Annotated in this window: 15 protein-coding genes and 1 pseudogene; 8 read left to right on the top strand and 8 right to left on the bottom strand. The window is 67.0% G+C overall.

The window, feature by feature from the left end:
- Positions 1 to 443 precede the first annotated feature (443 nt).
- The 8 genes from GV818_RS21460 to GV818_RS21425 all read right to left on the bottom strand — a co-directional run bounded on the left by GV818_RS21460 (position 444) and on the right by GV818_RS21425 (position 15,640).
- Positions 444 to 2,915 carry a TonB-dependent receptor plug domain-containing protein gene (locus GV818_RS21460; RefSeq protein ID WP_161777446.1) on the bottom strand — a complete coding sequence of 824 codons (2,472 nt, stop codon included), beginning with the start codon at positions 2,913 to 2,915 and terminating at the stop codon, positions 444 to 446.
- Between the two features lie 620 nt (positions 2,916 to 3,535).
- A complete protein-coding gene (locus GV818_RS21455) occupies positions 3,536 to 5,806 on the bottom strand; it encodes a TonB-dependent receptor (protein WP_161777445.1) in 2,271 nt (756 codons plus the stop codon).
- A 627-nt stretch (positions 5,807 to 6,433) separates the two neighbouring features.
- Complete coding sequence (locus GV818_RS21450) at positions 6,434 to 7,492, bottom strand: ABC transporter substrate-binding protein (RefSeq protein ID WP_161756408.1); 1,059 nt, start codon at positions 7,490 to 7,492, stop codon at positions 6,434 to 6,436.
- 37 nt (positions 7,493 to 7,529) lie between these two features.
- Positions 7,530 to 8,582 (bottom strand): ABC transporter substrate-binding protein, encoded by a 1,053-nt coding sequence (locus GV818_RS21445; protein WP_161777444.1) that lies wholly within the window; start codon positions 8,580 to 8,582, stop codon positions 7,530 to 7,532.
- 19 nt (positions 8,583 to 8,601) lie between these two features.
- Positions 8,602 to 9,759, bottom strand: a complete 1,158-nt coding sequence (locus GV818_RS21440) for an LLM class flavin-dependent oxidoreductase (protein WP_161756410.1) — start codon at positions 9,757 to 9,759, stop codon at positions 8,602 to 8,604.
- Positions 9,760 to 10,211: 452 nt separating this feature from the next.
- Complete coding sequence (locus GV818_RS21435; RefSeq protein ID WP_161777443.1) at positions 10,212 to 12,050, bottom strand: ABC transporter ATP-binding protein; 1,839 nt, start codon at positions 12,048 to 12,050, stop codon at positions 10,212 to 10,214.
- Positions 12,043 to 13,824 carry an ABC transporter ATP-binding protein gene (locus tag GV818_RS21430; RefSeq protein WP_161777442.1) on the bottom strand — a complete coding sequence of 594 codons (1,782 nt, stop codon included), beginning with the start codon at positions 13,822 to 13,824 and terminating at the stop codon, positions 12,043 to 12,045. Before GV818_RS21430 ends, GV818_RS21435 begins: the two co-directional genes overlap by 8 nt.
- A 568-nt stretch (positions 13,825 to 14,392) precedes the next feature.
- Entirely contained in the window at positions 14,393 to 15,640 is a 1,248-nt protein-coding gene (locus GV818_RS21425; RefSeq protein ID WP_161777441.1) for an acyl-CoA dehydrogenase family protein, read from the bottom strand.
- A gap of 866 nt (positions 15,641 to 16,506) precedes the next feature.
- Here GV818_RS21425 and GV818_RS21420 point away from each other — a divergent pair.
- From GV818_RS21420 to GV818_RS21385, 8 genes and pseudogenes are all read left to right on the top strand, one after another.
- On the top strand, positions 16,507 to 17,562 hold the full coding sequence (locus GV818_RS21420) for an ABC transporter substrate-binding protein (protein WP_161777440.1): 1,056 nt from the start codon (positions 16,507 to 16,509) through the stop codon (positions 17,560 to 17,562).
- 15 nt (positions 17,563 to 17,577) lie between these two features.
- Complete coding sequence (locus tag GV818_RS21415) at positions 17,578 to 18,309, top strand: class II aldolase/adducin family protein (protein ID WP_161777439.1); 732 nt, start codon at positions 17,578 to 17,580, stop codon at positions 18,307 to 18,309.
- 369 nt (positions 18,310 to 18,678) lie between these two features.
- On the top strand, positions 18,679 to 19,878 hold the full coding sequence (locus tag GV818_RS21410; protein WP_161777437.1) for an LLM class flavin-dependent oxidoreductase: 1,200 nt from the start codon (positions 18,679 to 18,681) through the stop codon (positions 19,876 to 19,878).
- A gap of 10 nt (positions 19,879 to 19,888) precedes the next feature.
- Positions 19,889 to 21,460, top strand: coding sequence for an ABC transporter substrate-binding protein (locus GV818_RS21405; protein WP_161777436.1), 1,572 nt, complete (start codon positions 19,889 to 19,891; stop codon positions 21,458 to 21,460).
- A complete protein-coding gene (locus tag GV818_RS21400; protein WP_161777435.1) occupies positions 21,453 to 22,514 on the top strand; it encodes an ABC transporter permease in 1,062 nt (353 codons plus the stop codon). Before GV818_RS21405 ends, GV818_RS21400 begins: the two co-directional genes overlap by 8 nt.
- 23 nt (positions 22,515 to 22,537) lie before the next feature.
- A complete protein-coding gene (locus GV818_RS21395; protein ID WP_161777434.1) occupies positions 22,538 to 23,383 on the top strand; it encodes an ABC transporter permease in 846 nt (281 codons plus the stop codon).
- The gene (locus GV818_RS21390; protein ID WP_161777433.1) at positions 23,380 to 25,170 is read left to right on the top strand and encodes a dipeptide ABC transporter ATP-binding protein; all 1,791 of its coding nucleotides are present in this window, start codon (positions 23,380 to 23,382) and stop codon (positions 25,168 to 25,170) included. The genes GV818_RS21395 and GV818_RS21390 overlap by 4 nt, the downstream gene beginning before the upstream one ends.
- Before the next feature lie 190 nt (positions 25,171 to 25,360).
- Positions 25,361 to 25,816: pseudogene (locus GV818_RS21385) on the top strand (REP-associated tyrosine transposase); the annotation flags it as partial.
- Positions 25,817 to 26,032: the final 216 nt, after the last annotated feature.

The raw sequence follows: 26,032 nt of genomic DNA, 5'->3' as shown, positions 1-26,032 counted from the left end.
TCCTACGGGGAACTGCACGGTTTATCTGACTGCTGTAGGAGCTGGCTTGCCAGCGAAGGTGTCGGCCGGTGCGGTGCAAGGCTTGCGGGCCTCTTCGCCGGCAAGCCGGCTCCTACGGGGAACTGCACGGTTTATCTGACTGCTGTAGGAGCTGGCTTGCCAGCGAAGGCGTCATCCGGGGCGGTGCAAGGCTTGCGGGCCTCTTCGCCGGCAAGCCGGCTCCTACGGGGAGCTGCACGGTTTATCTGACTGCTGTAGGAGCTGGCTTGCCAGCGAAGGCGTCGGCCGGGGCGGCGCAAGGCTTGCGGACCTGTTCGCCGGCAAGCCGGCTCCTACGCAAGGAGCGGCGTTGTGCGTGGGTTGTGGGCGCTGGCTTGCCGGCGAAACTGATGCCTGGGCAGCAGTGACTGCTGCCAGGGCAACACCTCGGCAGCAGTCGGGCCTCAGAAGTCGTAGCTGAGGCTGGTGTAGTAGAACGTGCCCTGGGCGCCCTCGGGGCTGGTGATGGAGTATTTGGGCACGCCATACAGTTGCGCGCCCGCAGCTTTGTCCGGGTGGGTGTCGAACAGGTTGATGGCGCCCACGGACAGCTTCAGCGATTTGTCGAAGCGGTAGGCGATGTCCAGGTCGGTCACCCATTGCGCGCTGAAGGTCTGGTCCAGGGTCGGGTTGCTGGCGTTGAGGCTTTTCCATTGCCCGTACCGGCGCTGGGCCAGGGTCACGCCCCAGCTGTCGTACTGCCAGTTGGCGCTCAGGATCAGCTTGTTTTTCGGCGTGCCGTCCTCGATCAGGCCCTGGGTGGTGCGGCCGACGATCTGTGAGCCGGCGATGCCGCCCACATCCCGCAGGGCGGTGATCCTGGTGTCGTTCTGGCTGTAGCCGCTGGACAGGTTCAGGCGCCCCCATCGCTGCAGGTCCAGTTGGTAGTTGCCGGTCAGCTCGACGCCATCGGTGCGGGTGTCGGCGACATTGGTGTAGAACGCCGCGCTCTGGATGTTGGCGTACGGGGTGCCGGCGAAGATCGGCGTGACCACCGCGGCCGGCAATTGGTCGGACAGGGTGATGCGATTGTCGATGTTGATCCGGTACGCATCCAGGGTCACCGAGGCGTTGGCCAGCGGGCGCCAGACCAGGCCCAGGGAGTAGTTGGTGGATTCCTCCGGCTTGAGTGCCTTGCCACCCAGCAGCCTGGCCTCCGCGCTGTCGGCCCTCAGGGTGCGTTGCTGTACCTCGACGTAGTTGCCGCTGCCCGGCGGCTGTTCCACCACCTGCACGCTGAACGAGGACAGCCCGCTCTGCACCAGGGACGGTGCCCGGTAGCCGGTGCTGGCGGTGGCCCGGGCGGCGAGTTGCGGGGTGAAGTCGTAACGCAGCGACAGCTTGCCGTTGGTGGTGTCGCCAAAATCCGAATAGTGCTCGGTACGCACCGCGACTCCGGCCTGGAACTTCTCGGTGATCTGCCCTTCGACGTCGATGTAGGCGCCCCAGACCTTGCGCTCCAGAGAGGCCGCGTCGACCTGGGTGATGCCCGAGTAGTAGCCGGGAATGCGCCGGCCGGTGACCGGGTCGGCGGTATTGAACAGCGGCCCGTTCTGCCAGCCCGCAGCCTCGCCGGCGCTGAGCTCGTAGTTCTCCTGGCGCCAGGCCAGGCCCGCCGACAGGATCAGGGGCTTGAACAACAGGTCAGTGGGAAAGTCCCGCACCCAGTCCAGGGTCAGGTTGGTCTGGTCGGCCTCGCGCTTGCCGGTGTAGATCTTCGCCGGGCTGGCGTCGCCCCAGCTGGGGTTGATGGCGTTGCGGTCGGTGGACTTGAGGCTGTTGTCGCCGTGGTTCAGGGCCAGATCGAACTTGCCCAGGCGCTCGTCCTCATAGCGCAGGCCGCCGGTCAGGGCGTAGTCCTCCAGCGCGTAGCGGGTGATCGGCAGGCGGCCGTCGGGGTAGCGTTGCAGGGCGTCGCTGCCGTAGTTGTTGCGCAAGGTGGTGGGCGGGTCGAAGAAGCCTTCGGCGTCGGTGTTCTTGTGGGAGTAGGTGGCAAAGCCGTAGGCGGTCAGCCCTTCGCTCAGGCCGAACTCGCTGTTGGCGGCGAAGTTGTACTGGTCCGAGACATTGCCCGAACCCCAGCGCCAGGTGCGGTAGCGGTTGTTCTGTTCCCTGGGGGTGCTGGTGTTGGTGGAGCCGGGATAGAAGATTCGCTTGTCGGGATTGGTGTCGCTGGCTGGGTCCTGGCTGCCGGCGTCGAAACTCAGGGTCAGGAAGCCGTCGTTGGGCAGGCTGAAACCCTTCCAGCCGCTGAGCTTGCGCTGCAGGCCGTCGCCCTTGTCATAGCCGCCGAAGCGGTAGCCGAGGTTGCCGCCGTCGTCCTTTTCCTTGAGCACGATATTGATCACCCCGGCGATGGCGTCGGAGCCGTACTGGGCCGCGGCGCCGTCGCGCAGGATTTCCACCCGCTCGATGGCGCTCAGGGGGATCAGGCTCAGGTCCACTGCGGCGGCGCCACGGCCGTTGACCAGGCTTTGGCGGGTGACGTTGGCGCTGGTGTGGCGGCGTTTGCCGTTGACCAGCACCAGCACCTGGTCCGATGCCAGGCCACGCAGGGAAGCGCCCTGGGCGATGGAACCGGCGAAGGCGCCCTGGGGCGATTGCGGGTAGCTGAACGACGGCGACAGGGCGGTGAGGGCGCCGGACAAGTCACTGGCGCCGGTCTGCTGCAACTGCGCGGCGGACAGCACGTCCACCGGCGCGGCGCTTTCCAGGGCGGTGACATCACTGCGCCGGGTGCCCACCACCACCACGGTGTCCAGGTGCTCGGCGCTGGCGCCGGGGGCATTGCTTGAGGCTTGGGCAGCGAACGCGGGCACGGCAAGGCTGCCGACGACCAGCGCCACGGCGCCGGCCAACGGATGGCGATGGAACATGGTTGGATTCCTTCTGAAATGGATGGCCCGGCCACCCGGGTAGGAGCTGGCTTGCCAGCGAAGGCGTCCTCGTGGACGACGCAGGGCTCGAGGGCCTCTTCGCCGGCAAGCCGGCTCCTACAGGGTGGCTGTGGGTGGTTGGGGATACCGGCGGCCCGGAAATCAGGGTTCGGGTTTCACCCCGTAGGAGCTGGCTTGCCAGCGAAGGCGTCCTCGTGGACAACGCAGGGCTCGAGGGCCTCTTCGCCGGCAAGCCGGCTCCTACAGGGTGGCTGTGGGTGGTTGGGGATACCGGCGGCCCGGAAATCAGGGTTCGGGTTTCACCCCGTAGGAGCTGGCTTGCCAGCGAAGGCGTCCTCGTGGACAACGCAGGGCTCAAGGGCCTCTTCGCCGGCAAGCCGGCTCCTACAGGTGGCTGTGGGTGATTGGGGATACCGGCGGCCCGGAAATCAGGGTTCGGGGTTTCACCCCGTAGGAGCTGGCTTGCCAGCGAAGGCGTCCTCGTGGACAACGCAGGGCTCGAGGGCCTCTTCGCCGGCAAGCCGGCTCCTACAGGTGGCGGTGGGTGGTTGGCGATACCGGCGGCCCGGAAATCAGGGTTCGGGTTGTCGCCGCGGGCGTCAGAAGCGGCTGGTGACGCTCAGGCCCACGGTGCGCGGGTCGCCGTAGGTGATGACGTACTGCCCCAGGGTGCCGTTGGGCCGGCCATGGACCTGGTAGCGGCGGTCGGTGAGGTTGTTGACGAAACCGGTGACGCTGAGCTTTTCATCCGGGCTGAACCAGGTCAGGCGGGTGTTGGCCAGGGTGTAGTGGGGCTGGCTCAGGGTCTTGTCGGCGCTGCTCTGGCGGTCGGCGAGGAAGTATTCCTTGTCGCGGAAACTCACGTCGCCACCGGCCACCAGCTTGCCGCCGATCTCCAGGGGAATGGTGTAGTCGCCCCCCAGGGACACCACGTTGCGCGGCGAGCGCACGAAGCTGTTGCCGCTGTAGTCGCCGGTGATCGCGCCGGTGTTGGGGTTGGTGTTCTTGAAGTCGGTGTACTCGGTATCCAGGAACGAGATCGCCGCCCGCAGGTGCAGGTAGTCGGTGGGCTGGCCTTCCAGCTCCAGCTCGGCGCCCTTGACCTTGCCCTTGGCGCCGTTGGTCAGGGCGGTGGTGAGCACGCCGTTGTTGACCGTCAGCAGGTTCACCTGGATGTCCGAGTAGTCGTAGTAGAAGACGTTGGCGTTGGCCGTCAGGCGGTGGTTGAACCATTCCGACTTGAGGCCGATCTCGTAGGCGTCCAGCTGTTCCGGGTCCACCGTGGTCAACTGCGCCAGGCTGGTGGACAGCCCGGTATTGAAGCCCCCGGAGCGGAAGCCGTGGGCATAGCGGAAGAACACCCGGACGTTGTCGTTGATCCGGTATTCCGGGGTCAGGTCGTAGGTCCAGGCTTCCCAGGTCTTGCTCTCATCGCGGCTGCCGTTGCTGCCGGCGGCGCCCAGGGGAATCAGCGGGCCGTTGGCCGTGGCCCGGGTCAGCTGGGTCAGGTCCAGGTCGATGTCTTTCTTTTCCTGGGTCCAGCGCAGGCCGCCGGTAACGGTGAAGTTGTCGGTGAAGTCGTAGGTCAGGTTGCCGAACAGCGCGTAGCTGTCGGTGGTGTGCTGGTAGTTGAGGTCGCGAAAGTCGGTGGCACCGCCGGTCTGGTTGGAACCGCTGCCGTTGGGCGTGGGGCCCGGGGTGATGAGGCGCTTGGCCGAGCTGTCCAGGTCCTCATGGAAGTAGTGCACCCCCGCCAGCCAGCGCAGGGTCTCCTGCTGCGGCGAGGCCAGGCGCAGTTCCTGGGAGTACTGGTTGTAGCGGTTGTCGCTGATGGCCGCGCCGTTGACCTCGTAAGGGGTGTAGTCGGCGTCGCTGGTGGACTGCCCGCGAATGTAGTCGTAGGCGCTGATGGACGTCAGGGTGTAGTCCCCCAGGCGCCAGTTCAGGGTCAGCGAGGTGCCGTCGTGATCGAGCTTGGCGTCCTCGTTGACGTTGAGGGCGACATTGCGTCCGTCGGGCCGCTGGTAGCCGACGTTGTAGTAGCGCCCCACCGGCAGTGAGCCGTTGCTGCCATCGCCCTTGTATTCCCGAGCGTGGATCTTCAGCAGGGCGTCCAGGTCCGGGTTGAGCTTGGCCAGGAACTGCAGGCGCACGGCTTTCTTGTCGACGTCACCGTAGGTGTGGTCGTCGGTGAGGTTCTTCTGGAAGCCGTCGCGTTCTTCCGAATACAGCGACAACCGCGCCGCCAGCTTGTCATCCACCAGGGCTCCACCGATGGCGCCATTGAGGATGCGCTCGTTCTTGCTGCCGATGCCCAGGGTGCCGTAGCCGTCAGTGTCGAAGCCGGGCTTCTTGGAAATCACATTGACCGCACCGGCAGTGGTGTTCTTGCCGTACAGGGTGCCCTGGGGGCCACGCAGGATTTCGATGCGCTCCAGATCGAACAACGGCCCGCCGCCGGCGATGGGCGCGTTGAGGTAGACGTCATCGGCGTAGATGCCCACCGGGAACACCGTGGCGGCCCCGGTATCGCCGGTGCCCAGGCCACGGATATACCAGCGCGGCCGGCCGTCGCCATCGGGGTTCTTGGCCGAGGCGTTGGGGATGAAGGTGGTGATATCGCCCATGTTGCGCACCCCGTCGGTCACCAGGCTGGTGCCCTGGACCGCCGACACCGCCACCGGAACCTCTTGCAGGGTTTCCTCCCGGTGCTGGGCGGTGACGGTCACGGTCTTCAAGGCCGGCTCGGTGCTGTTCCTGGTGGTGTCGGCCTCGGTGGTTTCAGCGGCCAGCGAAGCCTGGCTGAATGAGCCCCCGGCGAGGGCCAGTGCCAGCCATAGACTCTTGGTGATCGGATTAAGCTTATGCATGTGAATCTCCCCCATTTAAAGTTTCGCTAAAGGGGCAGGAGCAGAGATCGTGCCAAGAGTTTTTCCTGGCTGTTTTGATTTGCTAGGTGATTGAAAATAAAGGGTTAAATTCAAAGGCTTGACCCGTGAAAACTGCAGGTTGCGCCGAGGCGAACAGGCGCATTTGAGAGGGGGTAAAACACCTGCGGTGGATTCAGCAGAAGTTGCTGGGTGGCTGCTGCTGGAGCAGCACCGCGTACCCCGCGAAATGCTGCCCCACCAACACAAGCGCAAGAGCCGGCTTGCCGGCGAAGAGGCCTTTGAACCTTGTGCCGAACTGGCGGACGCCTTCGCTGGCAAGCCAGCACCTACAGGTCCCATGTGATTGCGGCGTTCCCACCCCGTAGGAGCCGGCTTGCCGGCGAAGGGGCCTTCGAATCTTGTGCCGAACTGGAGGACGCCTTCGCTGGCAAGCCAGCTCCTACAGGTCCCAGGTGCTTGCGGCGTTCCCACCGTAGGAGCCGGCTTGCCGGCGAAGAGGCCTTTGAACCTTGCGCTGAACTGGAGGACGCCTTCGCTGGCAAGCCAGCTCCTACAGGTCCCAGGTGATTGCGGTGTTCCCTGCGCAGGAGCCGGCTGGCCGGCGAGTCAGACGGCGACTCGGGAGGTGGAGCCGATGACGGTCTCCAGTACGCTGAAGTCGATCCATTCCCGTACGTCGAAACGCCGGGGAATGAATTGCCAGCGATGGAGGAAATCGGTGAAGTCCTGCAGGGCTTCGATGGAGCGGGCATCCAAAGTGGTACGTAGGCGTCGATGGGCATCCTCGCCGTAGGCGGCTGCCACCCAGTACTCGCTGGTGTTCAGCTCTCGGGCCAGAAAGCGCCGGGTTTCCTCGGGGTTGGCCCAGGCCCACTGTTCGGTGCGCAGCACGGTGTCGACGATTTTCACGCTGGCGTCGAAGTGCTCGCGCAGCAGGTGGGTGTCCACGGTCAGGGTGCGCGGGGTGCCGTTGTTGGAGCGGATCAGCGGGTCGGGGTGGGAGCCGGTGTCCACCACCACCTGCAGGCCGAACTCGTTGGCCAGGTGCACGGCGTGGGCGCCCTTGAGGAAGATCGCGTCGATGTCGCCGCGCAGCAGGCCGATCAGTTCGTTGTTGCGGCGGCTGAAGCGGGTCACCCCCAGGCTGACTTCGGAGCCGTACAGGTGTTGTTTCTGTTCGTCGCTGTAGGTGCCGCCGTAGGGGTAGTCCACCAGCTCGACGTCACTGACCTCCAGGCCTTCCAGCTTGAGGGCGTTTTCCAGGCCGCGCAGGGCTTGGGCGCGGGTGAAGTCGATCTGCACGTTGGCCCATTTGGGCAGGCCGAAACGCCGGTTCTTCAGGTCGCGGATGCTCTTCACGCCGCTTTCCGCGGTGGTCAGGATCAGCTGCACCTCGTCGCTCCAGGACAGGCCCAGGACCCGGGTCTGCACACCGCTGGAATAGGCCCAGATGGCCGGGATATTGCCGCCGTGGCGCACCGAGTTCTGCAGGTGGTGGTCGTAGTGGGCCTCGCGCACTTCGCGTTCGCTGGATTCGCGCAGGGACTGGATGTTGGTGCCGAACGGCAGGAAAGCCTCGGCCAGGCGTCCGGACTGTACCGCGATGCCAAGCCCGGTGGGCACCGGGCTGTGGGTGTACCAGAGGGTATCGAGTGGTTTGCTCATAAGGGTCTTCAGTTCGAATCCATGAAACCTGGCGCGGTCAGCCGGCCAGAGCGGTAGGGGTGGCCAGCAGCGCATCCAGCGGCCGGCGGTCGATCCATTGGCGCACGTCCACCGGCTGCGCAATGAAGCGCCAGCGCCGCAGGAAGGCGCTGAAATCCTCCAGCGCGTCGATGGCCCGCTCATCCAGGCCGGTGCGCAGGCGCAGGTGGGCATCTTCGCCATAGGCGGCGCTGATCCAGTACTCGCTGCTGTTGGTTTCCCGGGCCAGGTAGCGGCGGGTGTCCTCCGGGTGGCGGTGGGCCCAGTCTTCGGCCCGCAGCACGGCGCCGAGAATCCCGGTGGCGACCTCGAAGTGCTGCTCCAGCAGGTTCAGGTCGACGGTCAGGGTGCGCGGGGTGCCGTTGTTGCAGCGGATCAGCGGGTCGGGATGGGCACCGGTGTCGATCAGGGTGCGCAGGCCGAATTCATGGGCATGGCGGGCGGCGCTGGCGCCCTTGAGGAAGATCGCGTCGACCTCGCCCCGCAGCAGGCCTTGCAGCTCCAGGTTGCGGCCGTCGGTGGGCTGGGCGCTGACCGGGGTATCGGCCAGGGTCTGCACCTGGGGGTCGCTGAAGGTGCCGCCGTAGCGGTAGTTCACCAGTTGCAGGTCGCCCACCTGCAGGCCGTCCAGGTTCAGGGCGTTTTCCAGGCCGCGCAGGGCCTGGGCGCGGGTGAAGTCGATCTGCGCGCCAGCCCAGTCCGGCAGTCCGAAGCGCCGGCCCTTGAGGTCCTGGATGCGCTGGATGCCGCTGTCGGCGCGGGTCAGGAGCAGTTGCACCTCATCGGCCCAGGACAGGCCGATCAGCCGGGTTTCCCGACCCTGGGCCCGGGCCCAGAGGGCTGGGATGCTGCCGCCGTGGCGCACCGAGTTGCGCAGGCTGTGGTCGAAGTGCGACTCGCGCACGGCCTGGTCGCTGGACTCGCGCAGGGACTGCACCTGGGTGCCGAGGGCGCCGAGGCTGTCTTGCAGCCAGCCTTTCTGCACGGCAATGCCCAGGCCCGTGGGGACCGGGCAGCGGGTGTACCAGAGGGTATCCAGAGGATGGGACATGAACGGGCTCCTTATGGGCTCAGGCGCGTGCCTGCTGGGGCGCCGCCTGGGCGACGGGGCGTTGCTGCACCAGGGGCAGGACTTCCTGGCCGATGCGCAGGGCTTCCTCCAGGTGCGGGTTGCCCGCCAGGATGAAGGTGGAGAAACCGGCGTCGCGGTATTCCGCCAGGCGCTCGGCAACGTTCTGGTGGCTGCCCACTAGGCCCACGGTGGGTCCCGGCTTGGCCTTGGCGAAGCCGGCCCAGAGGTTGGGGCCGAGGATCAGGTCATCGAAGCGGTCGACGTTCTGGTGGTAGGCGGTCTGCCGCGCAGCGCCCACCGAATCCGAGCCGCTGGTGAAGTTCTTGGCGATCAGGCTGCCTTTGCCTTCGAGCTTGTCGAACTGGCGGCGCAGGTCGGCCCAGGCCTGCTCTTCGGTTTCCCGGGCGAACAGATCGACCCGCAGGCCGAAGCGCACCGTGCGCCCCTGTTTGTCCGCCAGCTCGCGGACCCGCTCGATATGCGGCTTGAGCTGGTCGATGGGTTCGGCCCAGTTGAGGTAGACGTCGGCGTGCCGCGCGGCCACGTCCAGGGCGGCGTCGGAGAAACCGGAGAAATACACCCCCGGCTTGCGTTCCTGCTGCAGGCCCGGGGGCAGGGCGCCGTTCTCCAGCTGGTAGATATCGCCGTCATAGGAGAAGCGCTCGTTCTGCCACAGGCCCTGGATGACGTCGAGGAACTCGCCGGTGCGCTGGTAGCGCCGGTCATGGTCCAGGTAGTCGCCATGGGCCCGCTGGCTGATCGGATTGCCACCGGTGATGATGTTCCAGTCCAGGCGTCCGTGGCTGAGGTTCTGCAGGATCGCCGCCTGCTGGGCGGCATAGGCGGGTAGGGTCCAGGTGGCCTGGAAGGCAATCAAAAAACGGATGCGCCGGGTTTCCCGGGCCAGGGCCGCCGCCACCACCCAGGGCTCGGGGCCGGTGGGCAGCAGGGCGCCTTCGAAGCCGGCCAGCTCGGCCGCCTTGGCCACCTGGGCGATGTAGTCGATGTAGGTGAAACCGTCGGGCTCGCCGGTGGCCAGGCGCCCGGGGGCGATATGCCCCGGGCGGGGTTGGGGATTGCCGCGATTGTGCTTGTCGGTGCTCAACTGCGGACCGTCGGTGCCCAGCGGCAGGCGCCAGAAAAATTCAGTGCTCATGGGTGCTCCTGATTCAGTAACGCGTTGCGCCGCGCGGGTGCGAAGACGCCTGACGGAGGCGATTGCAACGGCCATGCCATGGCTGGCACAGCCTGCAGGCATGGGCCTTGAGCGGCTATTCAGGATGCGCTGGCGACAGCGAATGCTGCTGTAGCAGCACCCCGTCAGCAGCGGTTGCTGGGCGCGCAACAGATTTGCCGCCCCCCATATCAACGCTGCCCGTGTAGGAGCCGGCTTGCCGGCGAAGAGGCCCTAAGACATGCGCCGCGCTTGAAGACGCCTTCGCTGGCAAGCCAGCTCCTACGGTTGGCGCAATATCGGCGCTGCCCGTGTAGGAGCCGGCTTGCCGGCGAACAGGCCCGTAAGACATGCGCCGCGCTTGAAGATGCCTTCGCTGGCAAGCCAGCTCCTACGGTTGGCGCGATATCGGCGCTGCCCTTATGGGCGGGTGGTCAGGCCGGGGCGGTCTCGGCGCTGCGCAGGTAGGCCTGGTACAGCGCTGCATAGGCGCCGTCGCGTTGCATCAGTTGCGGGTGCGTGCCCTGTTCCACCAGCCGGCCATGACGGATCACGGCGATCCGGTCGGCGTCGCGGATGGTCGCCAGGCGGTGGGCGATGATGATCGCGGTGCGCCCCTGGCACAGCCGGCGCAGGGCGCGCTGGATGCGCCGCTCGGTGTGGATGTCCACCGCCGAGGTGGCTTCGTCCAGCACCAGCACCGCCGGGTTGGCCAGGTAGGCCCGTACCAGGCACACCAGTTGCCGCTGGCCGTGGCTCAGGTGTCCACCCAGGGGGCCGACCTCGCTGTGGTACTGGTGGGGCAGGCGTTCCAGCACTTCGTCCGCTCCCAGTTCCCGGGCCGCGGCAATCAGCGTCCCATCATCGGCGCCGGGGGCCGCCAGGCGCAGGTTGTCGAGGATGCTGCCGCTGAACAGCACGTTGTCTTGCAGCACCACGCCCACGGCCCGACGCAGGTCGTGCTGGGCCAGGTGGCGGATGTCCACGCCGTCGAGCGTCACGGCGCCGCCCTGAACGTCGTAGAAACGGGTCAGCAACTGCACCAGGGTGCTTTTGCCATGGCCCGAGGGGCCGACAATCGCCAGCACTTCGCCGGCCTTGATCTGCAAGTCCAGGTCCTGGATCACCGCATTGTTGCTCTTGGGGTCGTAGGCGAACCGTACCTGCTCGAAGCCGACCTCGCCGCGGGCCCGTGGCACGCGCCGTGGGTGGGCTGGATCGAGGACCTGGGGCCGGGTGTCCAGCAACAGGAAGATCCGCTGCGCCGAGGCCGAACCGGTGGCGTAGCGTTCGAACAGGTCGGAGAGCTCCTGCAACGGGCCAAGAAACAGAAACACGTAGAACAGGCTTTCCGCCATCTGGCCAACGCTGATCTGGTTGCCGGCCAGCCCATAGCCGCCCACCAGCAACAGCACGGCCATGCCGGCGGCACTGAGCAGGGCGGTGAACGGGGCGAACCAGCTGGAGCGCAGGCTGCCGCGAATCAGCGCCTGGTTGAAGTCATCCAGCAGGCCGCGATAGCGCTGCAGGTTGGGTTCCTGCTGCCCGCATTGCTGGAGCATGCGCGCGCCGCTGACGCTTTCCACCAGGTGCGCGGTGAAGCGGCTGCGGTTCTCCGCGACCCTGGCCCAGTTGCGCTGGGAGATGCGCTTGAAACCCCAGGTCGCCAGCACCAGCAGCGGCACCGTGGCCGCCAGGCTGAGGAAGAACCGCGGGTCGATGCGCCACAGCATCAGCGCCGCCAGGCCACAGCGCAGCAGGGCCCCCAGCAGCTCCGGCGGGCCCTGGATCAGCAGCGGCTCCAGGCTGTCGACGTCGCGGTCGGCGCGGGAAATGATGCGCCCGGCGCGGGTCTGGTCGAAGTAGCTGACGCTCAGGGCCTGGATATGGGCAAAGACCTTGACCCGCAGGTCGTTGAGCACCCGGATCGCCGCACTGCCGGCGACCAACTGCGACAGCCCGGCCAGGACGAAGCGCCCCAGCCAGCTGGCCGCCAGCCCCAGGCCCAGCCACAGCACCAGGGATTCATCCAGCAGCCAGTGGCCCTGGTCCGGGACCAGCCCGTGGTCCAGCAGTTCGCGCACGAACCAGGGCCGCAGGAAGACGGTGAACACCAGCAGCAGCTCGATGCCGATCACCGTCAGGATCGCGCCGCGGATCGGCCGCAGCAGAGGCAACAGGCGGGACAGCATGCTGCGGTCCAGGGCCTGGCGGGCGAGCATTTCCTCGATTTCGATATCGCTCAGGGCCTTGCCGGCGATTGGATTAGCCATGATCGATTCCCAGCAGGTCGCGGTAGTGCGCGTTGGTTTCCACAAGGTCGGCGTGAGCGCCGTTGGCACTGATGCGCCCGTCCTGCAGCAGCAACACCCGGTCCGCCAGGAGAATGGTCGAGAGCTTGCTGGAGATCACCAGCAGGGTGGTGGCCCGGCCCTGGTCTCGACGCAATTGGCGGATGTTGTCCAGCACCTGGCGTTCGCTGATGGCGTCCAGGGCACTGGTGGCGTCGTCGAGGCAGAGAATGTCCGGTTCTCCCAGCAGTGCCCGGGCCAGGCTCAGGCGCTGGCGCTGGCCACCGGAAAGAGTGACCCCGCGGTCGCCGAGGCGGCTGTCCAGGCCTTGGGGCAAGCGTTCCAGTACATCTTCCGCGGCGGCCAGGGCCAGGCCCTGGCGCAGTTGCCGGTGGCTGGCCTCGGGGGCCGTGAGGCGCAGGTTGGCCGCCAGAGTGTCGGAAAACAGGAAACTTTCCTGGGGCACCACATGCACCCGGCGCCGTAGCTGTTGCAGATCCAGCTCGCGCACGTCCTGCCAGCCGCTGTGCTCGGAGCCCAGCAGCACCCGGCCGGCACCGGCCTCGGTGAGGCGCGGCAGGAGGCTGGCCAGCAGGCTCTTGCCGGTGCCGGTGGCGCCCACCAGGGCCACCACCTCGCCGGGTTCAAGGCTCAGGGAGCAGTCATCGAGAATCTTCCGGCCCCCGCCGGGGGCGCTGACGCTGACCCCCTCCAGGCGTAACCCCAGGGGCGCCTGGGGCAGCCGGGCGTTGCCACTGCGAATGTGCAGCGGCTCGTCCAGCAACTGCCAGATGCGCTCGGCGCTGGAGCGGGCGTCGGCAAACGTCTGCATCACCCGGCCGATGCCTTCGATGCGAAACACCAGGGTGGTGACGATCAGCAGGGCGCTGACCAGCTCGCCGATCCCCAGTTGCCCGGCCGCCACCCGATGAGCGCCGTAGACCAGGACCCAAACATGGCTGAGGGCGACCACGGCCTGGGGCAGGGGGATTCGCGAACTGGAGTAGGCCAGGGCCCGGCGTGCGTGCTCGGCGAACAGCCCGACCTGGGCGGCAAAACCCTGGATGCGGCCGTGTTCCAGGGCGAAGGACTTGATCACCCGCACCCCACCGATGCCTTCGCTGAGGTCCTGGTTGACCCGGTCGTAGGCGGCGCCCACTGCGCGATCGAGGCTGACCAGGTGCTCGGTCTGGCGCACGAAGATCCACAAGCCGCAGGCGGTGAGCAGCAGCGGCACCACTGCCAGCCAGGGGCTGTACCAGGCCAGCAGGCCCACCGTGGCCAGCACCACCAGGGGCGTTTCCACCACCTGGCGCCAGAAGCTGATGAGGGCGTCGCGGACCTTGTCTGCATCGCGGGTGGTGCGGGTGATCATCTCGCCCATGCCGTGCTGCCAGTGGTAGCCCAGGTGCAGGCCCTGGACCTGCTGCAGGATGCGCTCGCGCAGGCGGGTCAGCAGCTCCTGGCTGAGCACCAGGGACAGCACGGTGGCGGCGTACTGCAACACGCCCCGGCCCAGGGCCACCGCCAGCAGCAGCCACAGCCAGTACCAGCCCAGGCTGGCATCCAGGCTGCCGTCGGCCAGGCGTCTTACCGCCTGCCCACTGCTGACAGCGTTGACCGCATGACCGATCAGCCACTGCTGCCAGACCAGCCCGAGGTTGACGGCGACATAGAGCAGCGCCACCAGGGCGAAGCGCCAGGGCACTTCCCGGTAGATCGCCAGCGCGCGCAAGAGAGGGTGTTTTTCGATCATGCAGGGCTCATTCAGGGAAATATTGGCCATTGGTCGTAGGAGCCGGCTTGCCGGCGAATGGGCCCTTGAACCTTGTGCCGGGTTCGAGGACGCCTTCGCTGGCAAGCCAGCTCCTACGGTGCGGGGTGACACGGTGTTTCTTCGTAGGAGCCGGCTTGCCGGCGAAGAGGCCCCCAAGCCTTGTGCCAGTCTTGCGAACGCCTTTGCTGGCAAGCCAGCTCCTACGGTGCGGGGTGATACGGTGTTTCTTCGTAGGAGCCGGCTTGCCGGCGAAGAGGCCCCCAAGCCTTGTGCCAGTCTTGCGAACGCCTTTGCTGGCAAGCCAGCTCCTACGGTGCGGGGTGACACGGTGCTTCTTCGTAGGAGCCGGCTTGCCGGCGAAGAGGCTCCCAAGCCTTGTGCCGGTCTTGCGAACGCCTTCGCTGGCAAGCCAGCTCCTACGGTGCGGGGTGATACGGTGCTTCTTTGTAGGAGCCGGCTTGCCGGCGAAGAAGCCCCCAAGCCTTGTGCCTGTCTTGCGGGCGCCTTCGCTGGCAAGCCAGCTCCTACAGGCGGCGGTGGTTGGCCGTCAGGGCGCCGGGCGGGTCGCGCCCTGTTGCTCCTTGGCATTGAGGGTCGAGGTGTATTCGCCCGGGTCGACGCCGTTGAGGTAGTAGTTGCCCACGTGGTGCAGGCGCCAGCGGATCGGGTCGTGGGTGGTGTGCACCCGGGCGTTGCGCCAGAAGCGGTCGAGGTTCCATTTGCTCAAGGAGGAACTGGCCCCCAGCAGCGAGAAAATGTCGCTGGAGATCTTCAGCGCGGCGCTATCGGAATGGGCCCGGGCGGTGGCCACGCTGAGGATCAACTGGTCCTGCAGTTCCTTGTTGTCCGGGTCCTGCTCGTGTTCGTCGAACACCCGCGCGGCATCGCGCAGCAACGACTCGGCGGCGCGCAGGGCCACGGCGTATTCACCGATCTGCTTGATGATGTGCGGCTCTTCGCTGGCGTGGTCGACGCCGCTTTCCACCCAGGGCCGGGCGTGCTGCTTGAGGTAGTCCACCGCCGCTCCCAGGGCGCCGGCGGCGATCCCGGTGTCGATGGCCGCATGCAGGATCTGCGGGAAGGTCAGGCCGGTACGCTTCATCGGGCCCTTGCGCGGCGAGACGAAGTCTTCGTCCAGTTCGATGTTGTCGAAGATCACCGTGCCGCTGACCGAGTTCTGCTGGCCGAAGGCGTGCCAGTCGTCCACCAGGGTCAGGCCCGGGGTGTTGCGGTTGAGCAGCACCCCGGCACCGCCGTCCTCACTGGCGGCGGTCAGGGAAATCCACTCGGCCAGGTAAGCGCCAGTGGAGTAGAACTTGCTGCCATTGAGGATCAGCTTGCCGTCGGCGCGACGTTCGATGCGGGTCTTGAGGGCGAACTTGTTCTTGCCGCCGACTTCCGCCAGGGCGTTGCCCAGGCGCTTGCCGGCCAGCACATCGCCGATCAGGCGGTCGCGCACGGCATCCGGATAGCCGTTGAAGATGCCCCGCAGCATCACGTTGTGGATCTGCAGCAACTGGCCGACGCCGCCGTCGGCCACGGAGATCAGGCGCACCGTTTCGACGATGGTAGCCACCGAGGCCCCCAGGCCACCGAAGGCCTTGGGCACGCCGATGGCGGTCAGGCCGCTGGTGGACAGCAGCTCGGCCTGGCGCCGGGGCAACTGGCCGTTGGCCTGGGGATCGGCGGCGATTGCAGCGATTTGCGTGGCGATCTCCCGCGCGGCGGCGATGGCTTCGGCCTCGCTGCGCAGGACGCGTACCGGCGCGATGCTAAGGGTTTGTACGCTACTCATGTGTCTACCTCTATCAAAGGAATCGATCCACCGCAGGAGCCGGCTTGCCGGCGCAGGGGCCCTTGAGCCTTGCGCCAGTCCTGGCGACGTCTTCGCTGGCAAGCCAGCTCCTACAGGGGGCGTGTGTATCGGCCTGGTCTGTAGGAGCCGGCTTGCCGGCGAAGAGGCCCTTGAGCCTTGCACCAGTCCTGGTAACGCCTTCGCTGGCAAGCCAGCTCCTACAGGGGGCGTGTGTATCGGCCTGATCCGTAGGAGCCGGCTTGCCGGCGAAGAGGCCCTTGAGCCTTGCACCAGTCCTGGCGACGCCTTCGCTGGCAAGCCAGCTCCTACAGGGGGCGTGTGTATCGGCCTGATCCGTAGGAGCCGGCTTGCCGGCGAAGGGGCCCTTGAGCCTTGCACCAGTCCTGGCAACGCCTTCGCTGGCAAGCCAGCTCCTACAGGGGGCGTGTGTATCGGCCTGGTCCGTAGGAGCCGGCTTGCCGGCGAAGGGGCCCTTGAGCCTTGCACCAGTCCTGGCAGCGCCTTCGCTGGCCAGCCAACCCTTGCAGCAGGTGTTGAAAGGGGCTTGAGCAAGTTCTGCGCCAGGGCCTTTTCAGCTGGCGAAAAATCCGTTGCAGGCCTTGTGCAACAAGGCCTTCGGGCGGGTGATCAGGCGCGGCCAAAGCATGTATTGCTGCTCCAGCAGCAATGCCCGTCGGCCCGTTGCTCCAACAGCAGCAGTCGCCGCGCAATGCTGCTGGCCGGGCAGCAGTCGGCCTCGCGTCGATTTCGCCAGCAGCGGCGCAGGCCCCGTAATCCGGGGCCTTGTCCAGTTGGCACGGGCGCTGCAATGGCCCTGGCAACAGCCATTGCCCAGGAGTTCGTTGATGACCCTTGCCGCCACATTGCCCCTATCCGCTGCCCAGCCCGAGCTGGAGCAGATCTGGTTCACCCGTTGCCCGGTGCCCACCGCGTCCGGAATCGCCTACAAGCTGGGCTGGCTCAGCGAGGAGTTCGCCGCCGACGGCCTGCCGGTGGCGACCCTGCAGGAAGCCCGGCAACTGGGCCATCACCACTACGATCACCAACTGCCGGGGCTGTTTCGCGAGGGCGGTAACGTCCCGGCCCTGGCGGCCCGCGCCGCCGGTTCGCCGAGCCGGTTGATCGGCCTGACCTGGATCGAGGAATGGCAGACCCTGCTGGTACGCCCGGACTCCGGCATCCGTCGCCCCGAGGACCTCAAGGGCAAGCGCCTGGCCCTGCCGGCCTGGGGCGAGAATCGTCCGGGGAGCATTGCCCGGGCCATGAGCCTGCACGGCTACAAGGGCGCCCTGAGCCTGGCGGGCCTGGGGTTTGACGATGTCGAACTGGTGGAGGTTGCGCTGCAGGACCAGGAGCGAGCAGCCAACCCCCAGGAGGGTTTGCAGCGCCTGTGGTCCGGCCTGGACTACCTGGTGCGCGGCGAGGTGGACGCGGTCTACGTCAAGGGCGCGGCTGCCGCCGATGCCGCCCGGCGCCTGGGGCTGGTGGTGGGCATCGACCTGGACCTGATCGCCGAGCCGCACTACCGCATCAACAACGGCACCCCGCGGCCGATCACCGTGCACCAGAGCCTGCTGGACAACCACTTCGACCTGGTGGTGCGCTTTCTTGCCCAGACCCTGCGCGCCGCCGATTGGGCCGCGCACAACCGCCCGGCGCTGAACGCCATTCTTGAAGAGGAAACCCGTGCCGGCAGTGCCGGCGTGAATGAGGCCTACCGCGGCGATTTCCATACCACCCTGGCGCCGGACCTGTCGCCCCAGCGTCTGGAGTTTCTCGATATCCAGAAAAACTTCCTCTACCGGCACGGCTTCCTGGAACGGGATTTCGCCATTGCCGATTGGGTCGATCCACGCCCATTGCTCGCCGCCCACGAACTGCTGGCCAAGCGCCGCGCCTGAACCCGGAGAATCGCCATGACCGTATTGATCAACGAAACACCCATTACCCAGGAACTGCAGGCCTTCATCGACCAGGTGCTGCTGGAGGCCGAACAGGCGTTCACCGTGTTCCGCGAAACCCGGACCATTACCGCCAACGGCACCGTGGGCTTCATCGAGCGGGTGCCGGGCCAGGAACTGCTGGTGTCGGTGAACTATGGCGGCCCGTGGAACTACCACAAGCCGTTGCAGGCGACCGTCACCGACTTTGCCGGCAAGGTCATCCTTGGCCAGGGCAAGGGCGGCCTGGGGCGCTACACCAAGCTGTTCCAGCAACATGCCGACATCACCACGGTGTCCCACGTGCATTCGCCGTACCTGGGGGCCTGGGCCCAGACCCACCGGAGCCTGCCGTTTCACTACGTGCCGGTGCAGCGCTACCAGTTGGCCAGGGAGTTGCCGGTGTACATCGACCGGCGCCAGCCCGAGGTGGATTTCATCCTCGACAGCATTGTCCAGAACCCCTTCAACCTGGCGATTCTCGAAGCCAATGGCGGCTCCACCGTATGGGGCAAGCAGGGCCTGCGGGCCACGGCGGAATTCATCCTGCTGCTGGAAGAGGGCGCGCAACTGCAACTGCTGGCCGACGCCTTGGGCGGTTCCCGCCCTTATGGCCCAGGCGTACTGACCCAGCAATGGAAAATGAGCGGCCTGTACGAGCGCGCCACTGAATTGGGCCTGGTGCCGGCCATCGACCGGCGCAATTGATCTGACGCCCCACGGGATCGCACCGCGCCGGGCCCCTACGGGATTTATCCGACTGCTGTAGGAGCTGGCTTGCCAGCGAAGGCGCCCACAAGAGCGATGCAAGGCCTGAGGGCCTCTTCGCCGGCAAGCCGGCTCCTACAGGGACTGGGGGATCTATCTGGCGGCTGTAGGAGCTGGCTTGCCAGCGAAGGCGTCCGCCAGGGCGATGCAAGGCCTGAGGGCCTCTTCGCCGGCAAGCCGGCTCCTACGGGGACTGCGGGATTTATCTGGCGGCTGTAGGAGCTGGCTTGCCAGCGAAGGCGTCCGCCAGGGCAACGCAAGGGCAATGCTCAGGCGCTAAAGGCGTTCAATCATTCAAGGAACAGGCACATGGCCGTCAAGATTCTCTGGTACCTCACCACCCCCGATGGCCCCTATCCTTGGGAGCCGGAAGGGCGCTGGAACACTGATTTTCAACACCTCAAGCAGCTGGCGGTGGCCAGTGATCGCCTGGGTTACTACGGCTCGCTGCTGGGCTCGAGCCCCAATGAAAGCCTGGCCGTCTCGGCGGCGCTGATCGATGCCACCCAGCGCTTGCGCTTTCTGGTGGCCCAGCATCCGGGGGAGTTGTCACCGGCGGTGCTGGCCAAGTGGGCGCTGACCTTCGATCATTTCTCCAACGGTCGCCTGCTGTTCAATGTGGTCAACGGCAGCGACGCCGGGCTGGCCACCCTCGGGGTGCACTATCCCCACGATGAACGTTATGACTTCAGCCTGGAGTATTGGCGGGCCTTTCAGGGCTTCTACGCCGGCGATACCGCCGGCTACGACGGTCGCTACGTCAGGCTGGCGCCGCGCTCGCCGGCTGCCGCCAGCCATCCCCTGGGAGGCTGGCATGCGCCGCGGCAGCGCCCCGGCATCCCGCTGTGGGGCGCCGGCACTTCCGGCCCGGGAGTGGCGCATTCGGTGCAGTTGCTGGATGTGTACCTGAGCTTTGCCAACACCCCACCGAAGCTTGGCGAGAAGTTTCGCAAGGTGGCCGCCGAAGCGGCGAAGATCGGCCGCGAGCTGAGCTTTGGCACGCGCCTGCAGATCATCGTCCGGGAAACCGAGGAGGAGGCCTGGGCCCACGCCGAGAAGCTGCTGCAGCGCACCTCGTTGCAGACCGCCCGGGCCTCCATCGAGCGCCAGTTGCCGCCGGGAGAAACCCTGGACAGCTTCCACAGCGACGATCCGCAGATCCAGCGCAATGTCGAGGCCATCCGTGCCGGGCGCCTGCCCAGGGCCCGGGACCTGGAGATCTACCCCAATGTCTGGCTTGGCCCGAGTCTGTTCGGCTTCAACATCCTCGGTCCGGCTGCAGGCACCTACCTGGTGGGCAGTGCCGAGCAGGTGGCCGAACGTATTCGCGAATACGAAGAGCAGGGCACTTCGGCCTTCATTCTCTCGGGCTTTCCGCTGATCGACGAGGCCCATCGGGTGGCGGACCTGCTGTTCCCGCTGCTGGACCTGGATCACGGTTTCGAAGTACCGCGCCTGGGGGCCACTGCGCCGGCCAGAGAGCCGGCGGTTGCCAGCGAGCAGGCCTGAGGAGCGAGCCATGAGCGAGGTGTTTTCCCGCCGGGAGTTTCTCGGCAATTCCCTGGCCGTGGGTGGCGGCCTGTTGCTGGGCACCAGCCTGCTCGGCGGCTGCGACAGTGGCGCGGCGCTAAGCGCTGCGGCGCTGGCGTCCAGCACGCCGGTGCGCGGCGGACGCCTGCGGGTAGGGATCATCGATGGCGACCAGTCCGGCAACCTCGATGCCCATAAACCCGTGGGCGGCGGGATCATTCGTGGTTGGGCGCTGTACAGCAAGTTCTGGGAGTGGAACCCGGACGTCAGCACCCGCCTGGCCCTGGCGGAGTTCGCTGAACCCAATGCCGATGCCAGCGCCTGGACCATCCGCATCAAGCCGGGGCTGGAGTTTCACCACGGCAAGAGCATCGGCGCCGACGACATGCTGTTTTCCATCCTGCGCCTCACCGATCCGCAGCTGGCGTCACCCTTCGCCGGGCTGGTGGGGGCCATTGACCGCCAGGCCTTGCGCAAGCTGGACGAGCGCACCATCGAGATCCGCTTCAAGCAGGGCCAGAGCTTCTTTCCCCTGGACGAGACCCTGATCAGCTTCGGCGGCATCGTGCCCACCGACTACCACCCGCAGACCAACCCGGTGGGCGCCGGCCCTTACCGGCTCAAGCGCTTCATTCCCGGCCAGCGTTCGCTGTACAGCCGTTTCGAGAACTACTACAAGCCGGGGCAGCCCTATGCCGACGAGCTGGAAATCATCGAGTTCAAGGATCAGGTGTCCCGGGCCGCCGCCCTGCGAGCCGGGCAGATCGATGTGGCCAGCGGGGTCCAGGCCGAGCACAGCGCGCTGTTCAAGGCCGATCCGCGGCTCAGGTTCTATGCCTCGCCGAGCACCTCGTTCACCGGCTTCAATCTCAATCTGGCCAAGGCGCCGTTCCAGGACGAGCGGGTACGCCAGGCGTTTCGCCTGCTGGCCGACCGCCAGGAACTGGTGGATCGCGGCCTCAACGGTTTCGGGCGGATCGCCAATGACCTGTATTCGCCCCACGACCCGACCTACAACCACGGCATTGCCCAGCGCCCCTACGACCTGGACCAGGCCCGCTCGCTGTTGCGCCAAGCCGGGCACAGCGACCTGCGGGTGGAGCTGACTACCACCCCGGGCCCTGGCGTCAATGCGGCCCTGGTGTTCGCCCAGCAGGCGAAGAAAGCCGGGGTGCAGATCAAGGTGACCCAGGTCGACGGCTCGGTGTTCAACGGGCCCCAGCGGGAAAACTGGCTGCTGTCGCCCGGGTCGACCCCGGCCCGGGGCTTTCTTGCCTCGGCGTTGCACAACGACGCGCCCCAGGCCATCTACAACCGCAGCAATTTCCATGATCCGCGTTTCACCGAGCTCTACCGACAGGCCCTGGCCCAGCCCGACCTGGAATTGCGCAAACCCCTGGTGCACCAGGCCCAGGCCATCCAGCACCAACGTGGCGGGCTGTTGATCTGGGGCTTCAACGATGTGCTGGACGCCGCCTCGGTGCGGGTCGGCGGCCTGACGCCGGAACAGACCACCTTCGCCTCCTGGCGCTTCGACGAGTTGTGGTTGAACCATGTCTGAACCCTGCGCAAAAGCCTCCAGAACCCCAGCCTGGCTGTCCTGGTTCATCGGTCGCCTGGGCTATGGCCTGCTCACCGCCTGGGTCATCAGCCTGGTGGTGTTCGTCGCCACCCAGGCACTGCCCTCGGACCCGGCGCGGGTGATCCTCGGCCCGGATGCGCCCCTGGACAGCATCCTCACCCTGCAACGCCAGCTGGGGCTGGACCGGCCGCTGCTGGAGCAATACCGGCACTGGCTGGGGCAGACCCTGGCCGGTGACCTGGGCCAGTCCCTGGATTCCAATGCCCCCGTGGCCGAGGTGCTCTTTGCCCGGCTGGGCTACACCCTGGCGCTGCTGGCCGGGGTCATGGCCCTGGTGGTGCCCGTGGCCCTGGGCCTGGGGGTGGCCCTGGCCCTGCGCCGGGACAGCCGCCTGGATCGCTGGAGCCTGTCGCTGCTGATCTTTCTCAAGGCAACGCCGGGGTTTCTCCTGGCCATTGGCCTGGTGCTGCTGTTCTCCATGCCTCACATGGACCTGCTGCCGGCGGTGTCGATCCTCGACCCGCAGTTGCCGCTGTGGCGGCAGTTGCAGTTCCTGGTGCTGCCGGCGCTGGCCCTGGCGCTGTCGGCCTTGCCCTACCTGACGCGCATGCTGCGTGCGGCGATGATCGAGGCCCTGGAGTCCGACTATGTGATTGCCGCGCGGCTACGGGGCATCCCGCAGTGGCGCATCGTCTGGCGCCACACCTTGCCCAATGCCCTGGTGCCGGCGATCCAGGGCCTGGCCCTGACCCTGCGCACGCTGATTGGCGGGGCCCTGCTGGCGGAAGTGGTGTTCAGCTACCCGGGCATCGGCACCTCGCTGAACTCGGCGATCCAGATGCGCGACCTGCCGATGATCCAGGCCATCGTGCTGGTGATCACCCTGGGAGTGGTGCTGATCAACCTGCTGGCGGACCTGGCCACGGTATTGCTCACCCCGAAACTACGTACCGCGAGACGGGTCGGCCTGATTCGCCGCAACCGGCGCGGTATCCAGCTCTGGTGGCGCCGCTCGGCGCCCAAGGCCCCCTGAACCTGCGGCATGAGAACTGATCCATGAGCGATTTACGTATTTCCCGCTGGCGCCTGTGGCTGGCCGAACCGCAAACCCGCAAGGGCGCCCTGATCACCTTGCTGGTGGTGCTGCTGGCGCTGTTCGGCCCCTGGCTCGCGCCCCGGGGCAGCACCGAGATGCTCGGCCCGGTCTACGGTGCGCCCGCTGCCGGCGCCTGGCTCGGCTATGACTTTCTCGGCCATGACGTGCTGTCGCGCCTGCTCAGCGGTGGCCTGTCGGTGCTGTGGATGTCCCTGGCGGCGGCGTCCATCGCCTTGCTGGTGGGGGGCACCCTGGGGTTGCTGGCAGGCCTGTCGCGGCGCCGCCTGGACCAGTTGATCAGCTGGCTGGCGGACGTGTCCCTGGCCTTTCCCGACCTGATCCTGGTGCTGCTGATCGTCTCCATGCTCGGGCGTGCGCCCTGGTTGATCGTGCTCACCGTGGCCATCGCCTTCACCCCTGGGGTGGTGCGCCTGGCCCGGGGCAGCGCGGTGGCGGTGGCCGGCCAGGAGTTCGTCGAGGCGGCGCAGATGATGGGGTATTCGCAATGGCGGATTGTGTCCCGGGAGATCCTGCCCAACATCCTCACGCCCTTGCTGGTGCATTTCGGCAACATGCTGACCTGGGGCGTGGGCATGCTCTCGGGCCTGAGCTTCCTGGGGTATGGCGTGGCGCCGCCGGCCGCCGACTGGGGGCTGATGATCAATGAAAACCAGGCCGGGCTGCTGGTCCAGCCCTGGGCGGTACTGGCCCCGGCGGTGCTGATCGGGATCTTCGCCTACGGCACCAACATCCTCGCCGAGGGCATTGGTCGCAGCCAGTCGCGGATCGGGGAGAAGCGCCCATGAACGCGGTCGCGGAAATTGCCCGGGACGTGCGGGTGCTGCAGGTCGACGACCTGCGGGTGGAACTGGCGCCCGAGGTGGATGTGCTATCGGGGGTGTCCTTCAGTGTCGCCGCCGGGGAGATCCTCGGCCTGGTGGGGGAGTCCGGATCGGGCAAGACCACCCTGGCCACGGCGCTGCTGGCCCATGCTCGCCAGGGCGCGCGGATCGTCGACGGCCGGGTCGAAGTGGCCGGTCAATCGTTGCTGGAACTCTCGGGCCAGGCCTTGCGCCGGGCCCGGGGCAGCCTGATCGGCTACGTCGCCCAGGACCCGGCCACCGCCTTGAATCCGTCCCTGCGCATCGGCAGCCTGCTACGGGAAACCCTGGCCGTGCATCAGCAGCACCTGGCGCGGGGTGCGCAGCAGCAGCGGATCGTCGAAACCCTGGAGAATGTCGGGCTGCCGGCAGACCCCGAGTTCCTTCGGCGCTTTCCTCATCAGCTGTCCGGTGGTCAGCAGCAACGGGTGATGCTGGCCCTGGCCTTTGTCCTGCGGCCCAGGCTGATTGTCCTGGACGAGCCGACCACGGCCCTGGATGTGACCACCCAGGCACACATCCTCGCGACCCTGCGCCAGCTGTGCAAAAGCCAGGGCGTGGCGGCGATCTACGTCTCCCATGACCTGGCGGTGATCAAGGACCTGGTGGACCGGGTGCTGGTGATGTATGCCGGGCGGATCGTTGAAAGCGCATCCCGCCAGGCGCTGTTTCGCCAACCGGCCCATCCCTATACCCGGGGCTTGCTGGCGGCGATTCCCGATGTCGGCCAGCGCCGGCCTTTGCTGGCGATCCCCGGGCAGGCCCCGGCGCCGGGGCAGCGCCCCCGGGGTTGCGCCTTCGCCCCCCGGTGCCCGCGTCGCGGCCCGCAATGCAGCGTGCTCGAACCGCCATTGCGCACCCTTGCCCCCGAGGTCCAGGTGGCCTGCGTCGATCCGCATCGACAGGCACTGCCGGAGCCTGTGCCCGGGCCCGCGCTGCAACTGGCGCCCGGAGCCGGGCTGGTGCCCTTGCTGGAGGTCGAAGACCTGAACCTGGCCTACGACCGCCAGGTGCTCTTTGATGTGTCACTGCAGGTGGCGCCTGGAGAGTGCCTGGCCCTGGTGGGCGAGTCCGGCTCCGGCAAGACCAGCCTGGCCCGGGCCCTGGCGGGACTGGGCGACAACGCCCAAGGCCGGGTGCGTTATGCCGGCCGGCCCTTGAGCCTGTCGGCGCGCCAGCGCGAGAAAGGCCTGCGGCACCAGATCCAGTACATCTTCCAGAACCCGTACCGGGCGCTGAACCCGCGGCACACGCTGTACCAGACCCTGAGTGCACCCCTGGAGCATTTCTTCGGCATCCAGGGCGCCGAGGCCCGGGCCCGAGTGGACGCGGTGTTGCAGCGAGTGTCGCTGTCGCCGGCCCTGGCGGACCAGTATCCCCACAGCCTGTCGGGGGGCGAACGCCAGCGGGTGGCGATTGCCCGGGCGCTGGTGTGCGAACCGAAACTGCTGATCTGCGATGAAGTGACCTCGGCCCTGGATGTGTCGGTGCAGGCCTCGATCCTCGCGTTGTTGCGGCAACTGCAGGAAGAGGGCCTGACCCTGCTGTTCGTCACCCATGACCTGGGCGTGGTGCGCGCCATTGCCGACCGAGTGCTGGTGCTCAAACAGGGACGGGTGGTGGAGCAGGGCACGGTGGACCAGGTACTGGACCGGCCCGAACATGCCTATACCCGGACCCTGCTGGAGAACTCGCCGCGGCTTGGGGGATGAACGACATCTTCAGAGACCATTGCACCGCCTTCGCTGGCAAGCCAGCTCCTACAGGGTCTGCGCGCATCCGTAGGAGCCGGCTTGCCGGCGAACAGGGCGCCACAGACACACCCCGTCCCACAATCTGCCGTCGCAATAGCCCTCACGCATTAGCCTTCCAATGTCACCCCGGCATTTGGAGGGCAACAGCATGCCCCAGCGTTTTCACGGCAACCGGCTGCGCATCGGGCGCTACTCGCAAACCGGCCAGATCTACCTGCTCACCGCGGTGACCCACCGCCGAGAGCGGATCTTCGATGATTGGCGCATCGGCCGCCTGCTGGTGCAGCAACTGCGTCAGGCCGAGCTCCACGGGCTGGCTCATTCCCTGGCCTGGGTGGTGATGCCGGATCATCTGCACTGGCTGCTGGAGTTGGGCCATTGCTCACTGTCGAGCCTGATGCGCAGGATCAAATCCTGCAGCGCAGGGGACATCAACGCCCACCTGCACCGTAGCGGTCGGCTCTGGCAAAAGGGTTACCACGACCGCGCCCTGCGTCGCGAAGAAAACCTGCGCCTGGTTGCCCGTTACCTCATCGCCAACCCGATCCGCGCCGGCCTCGTCACCCGCGTGCACGACTACCCCCTTTGGGACGCCATCTGGCTTGCCGGCGAAGAGGGTCGCGAGTCTCGTATTGCCCGTGCGGACGCCTTCGCTGGCAAGCCAGCTCCTACAGCAGCCAGATAGGTCGTGCCGTTTCCTGTAGGAGCCGGCTTGCCGGCGAAGAGGCCCTTGAGCCTTGTGTTGCCCTTGCGGGCGCTTTCGCTGGCAAGCCAGCTCCTACCGGGATGGGTGGGGCGCGGGGGAGCGGCGGGCGGCAGC

The organism is Pseudomonas sp. Fl4BN1 (genome assembly GCF_009908285.1).
Lineage (GTDB): Bacteria > Pseudomonadota > Gammaproteobacteria > Pseudomonadales > Pseudomonadaceae > Aquipseudomonas.
This window is presented reverse-complemented; position numbering and strand designations above follow the sequence as displayed.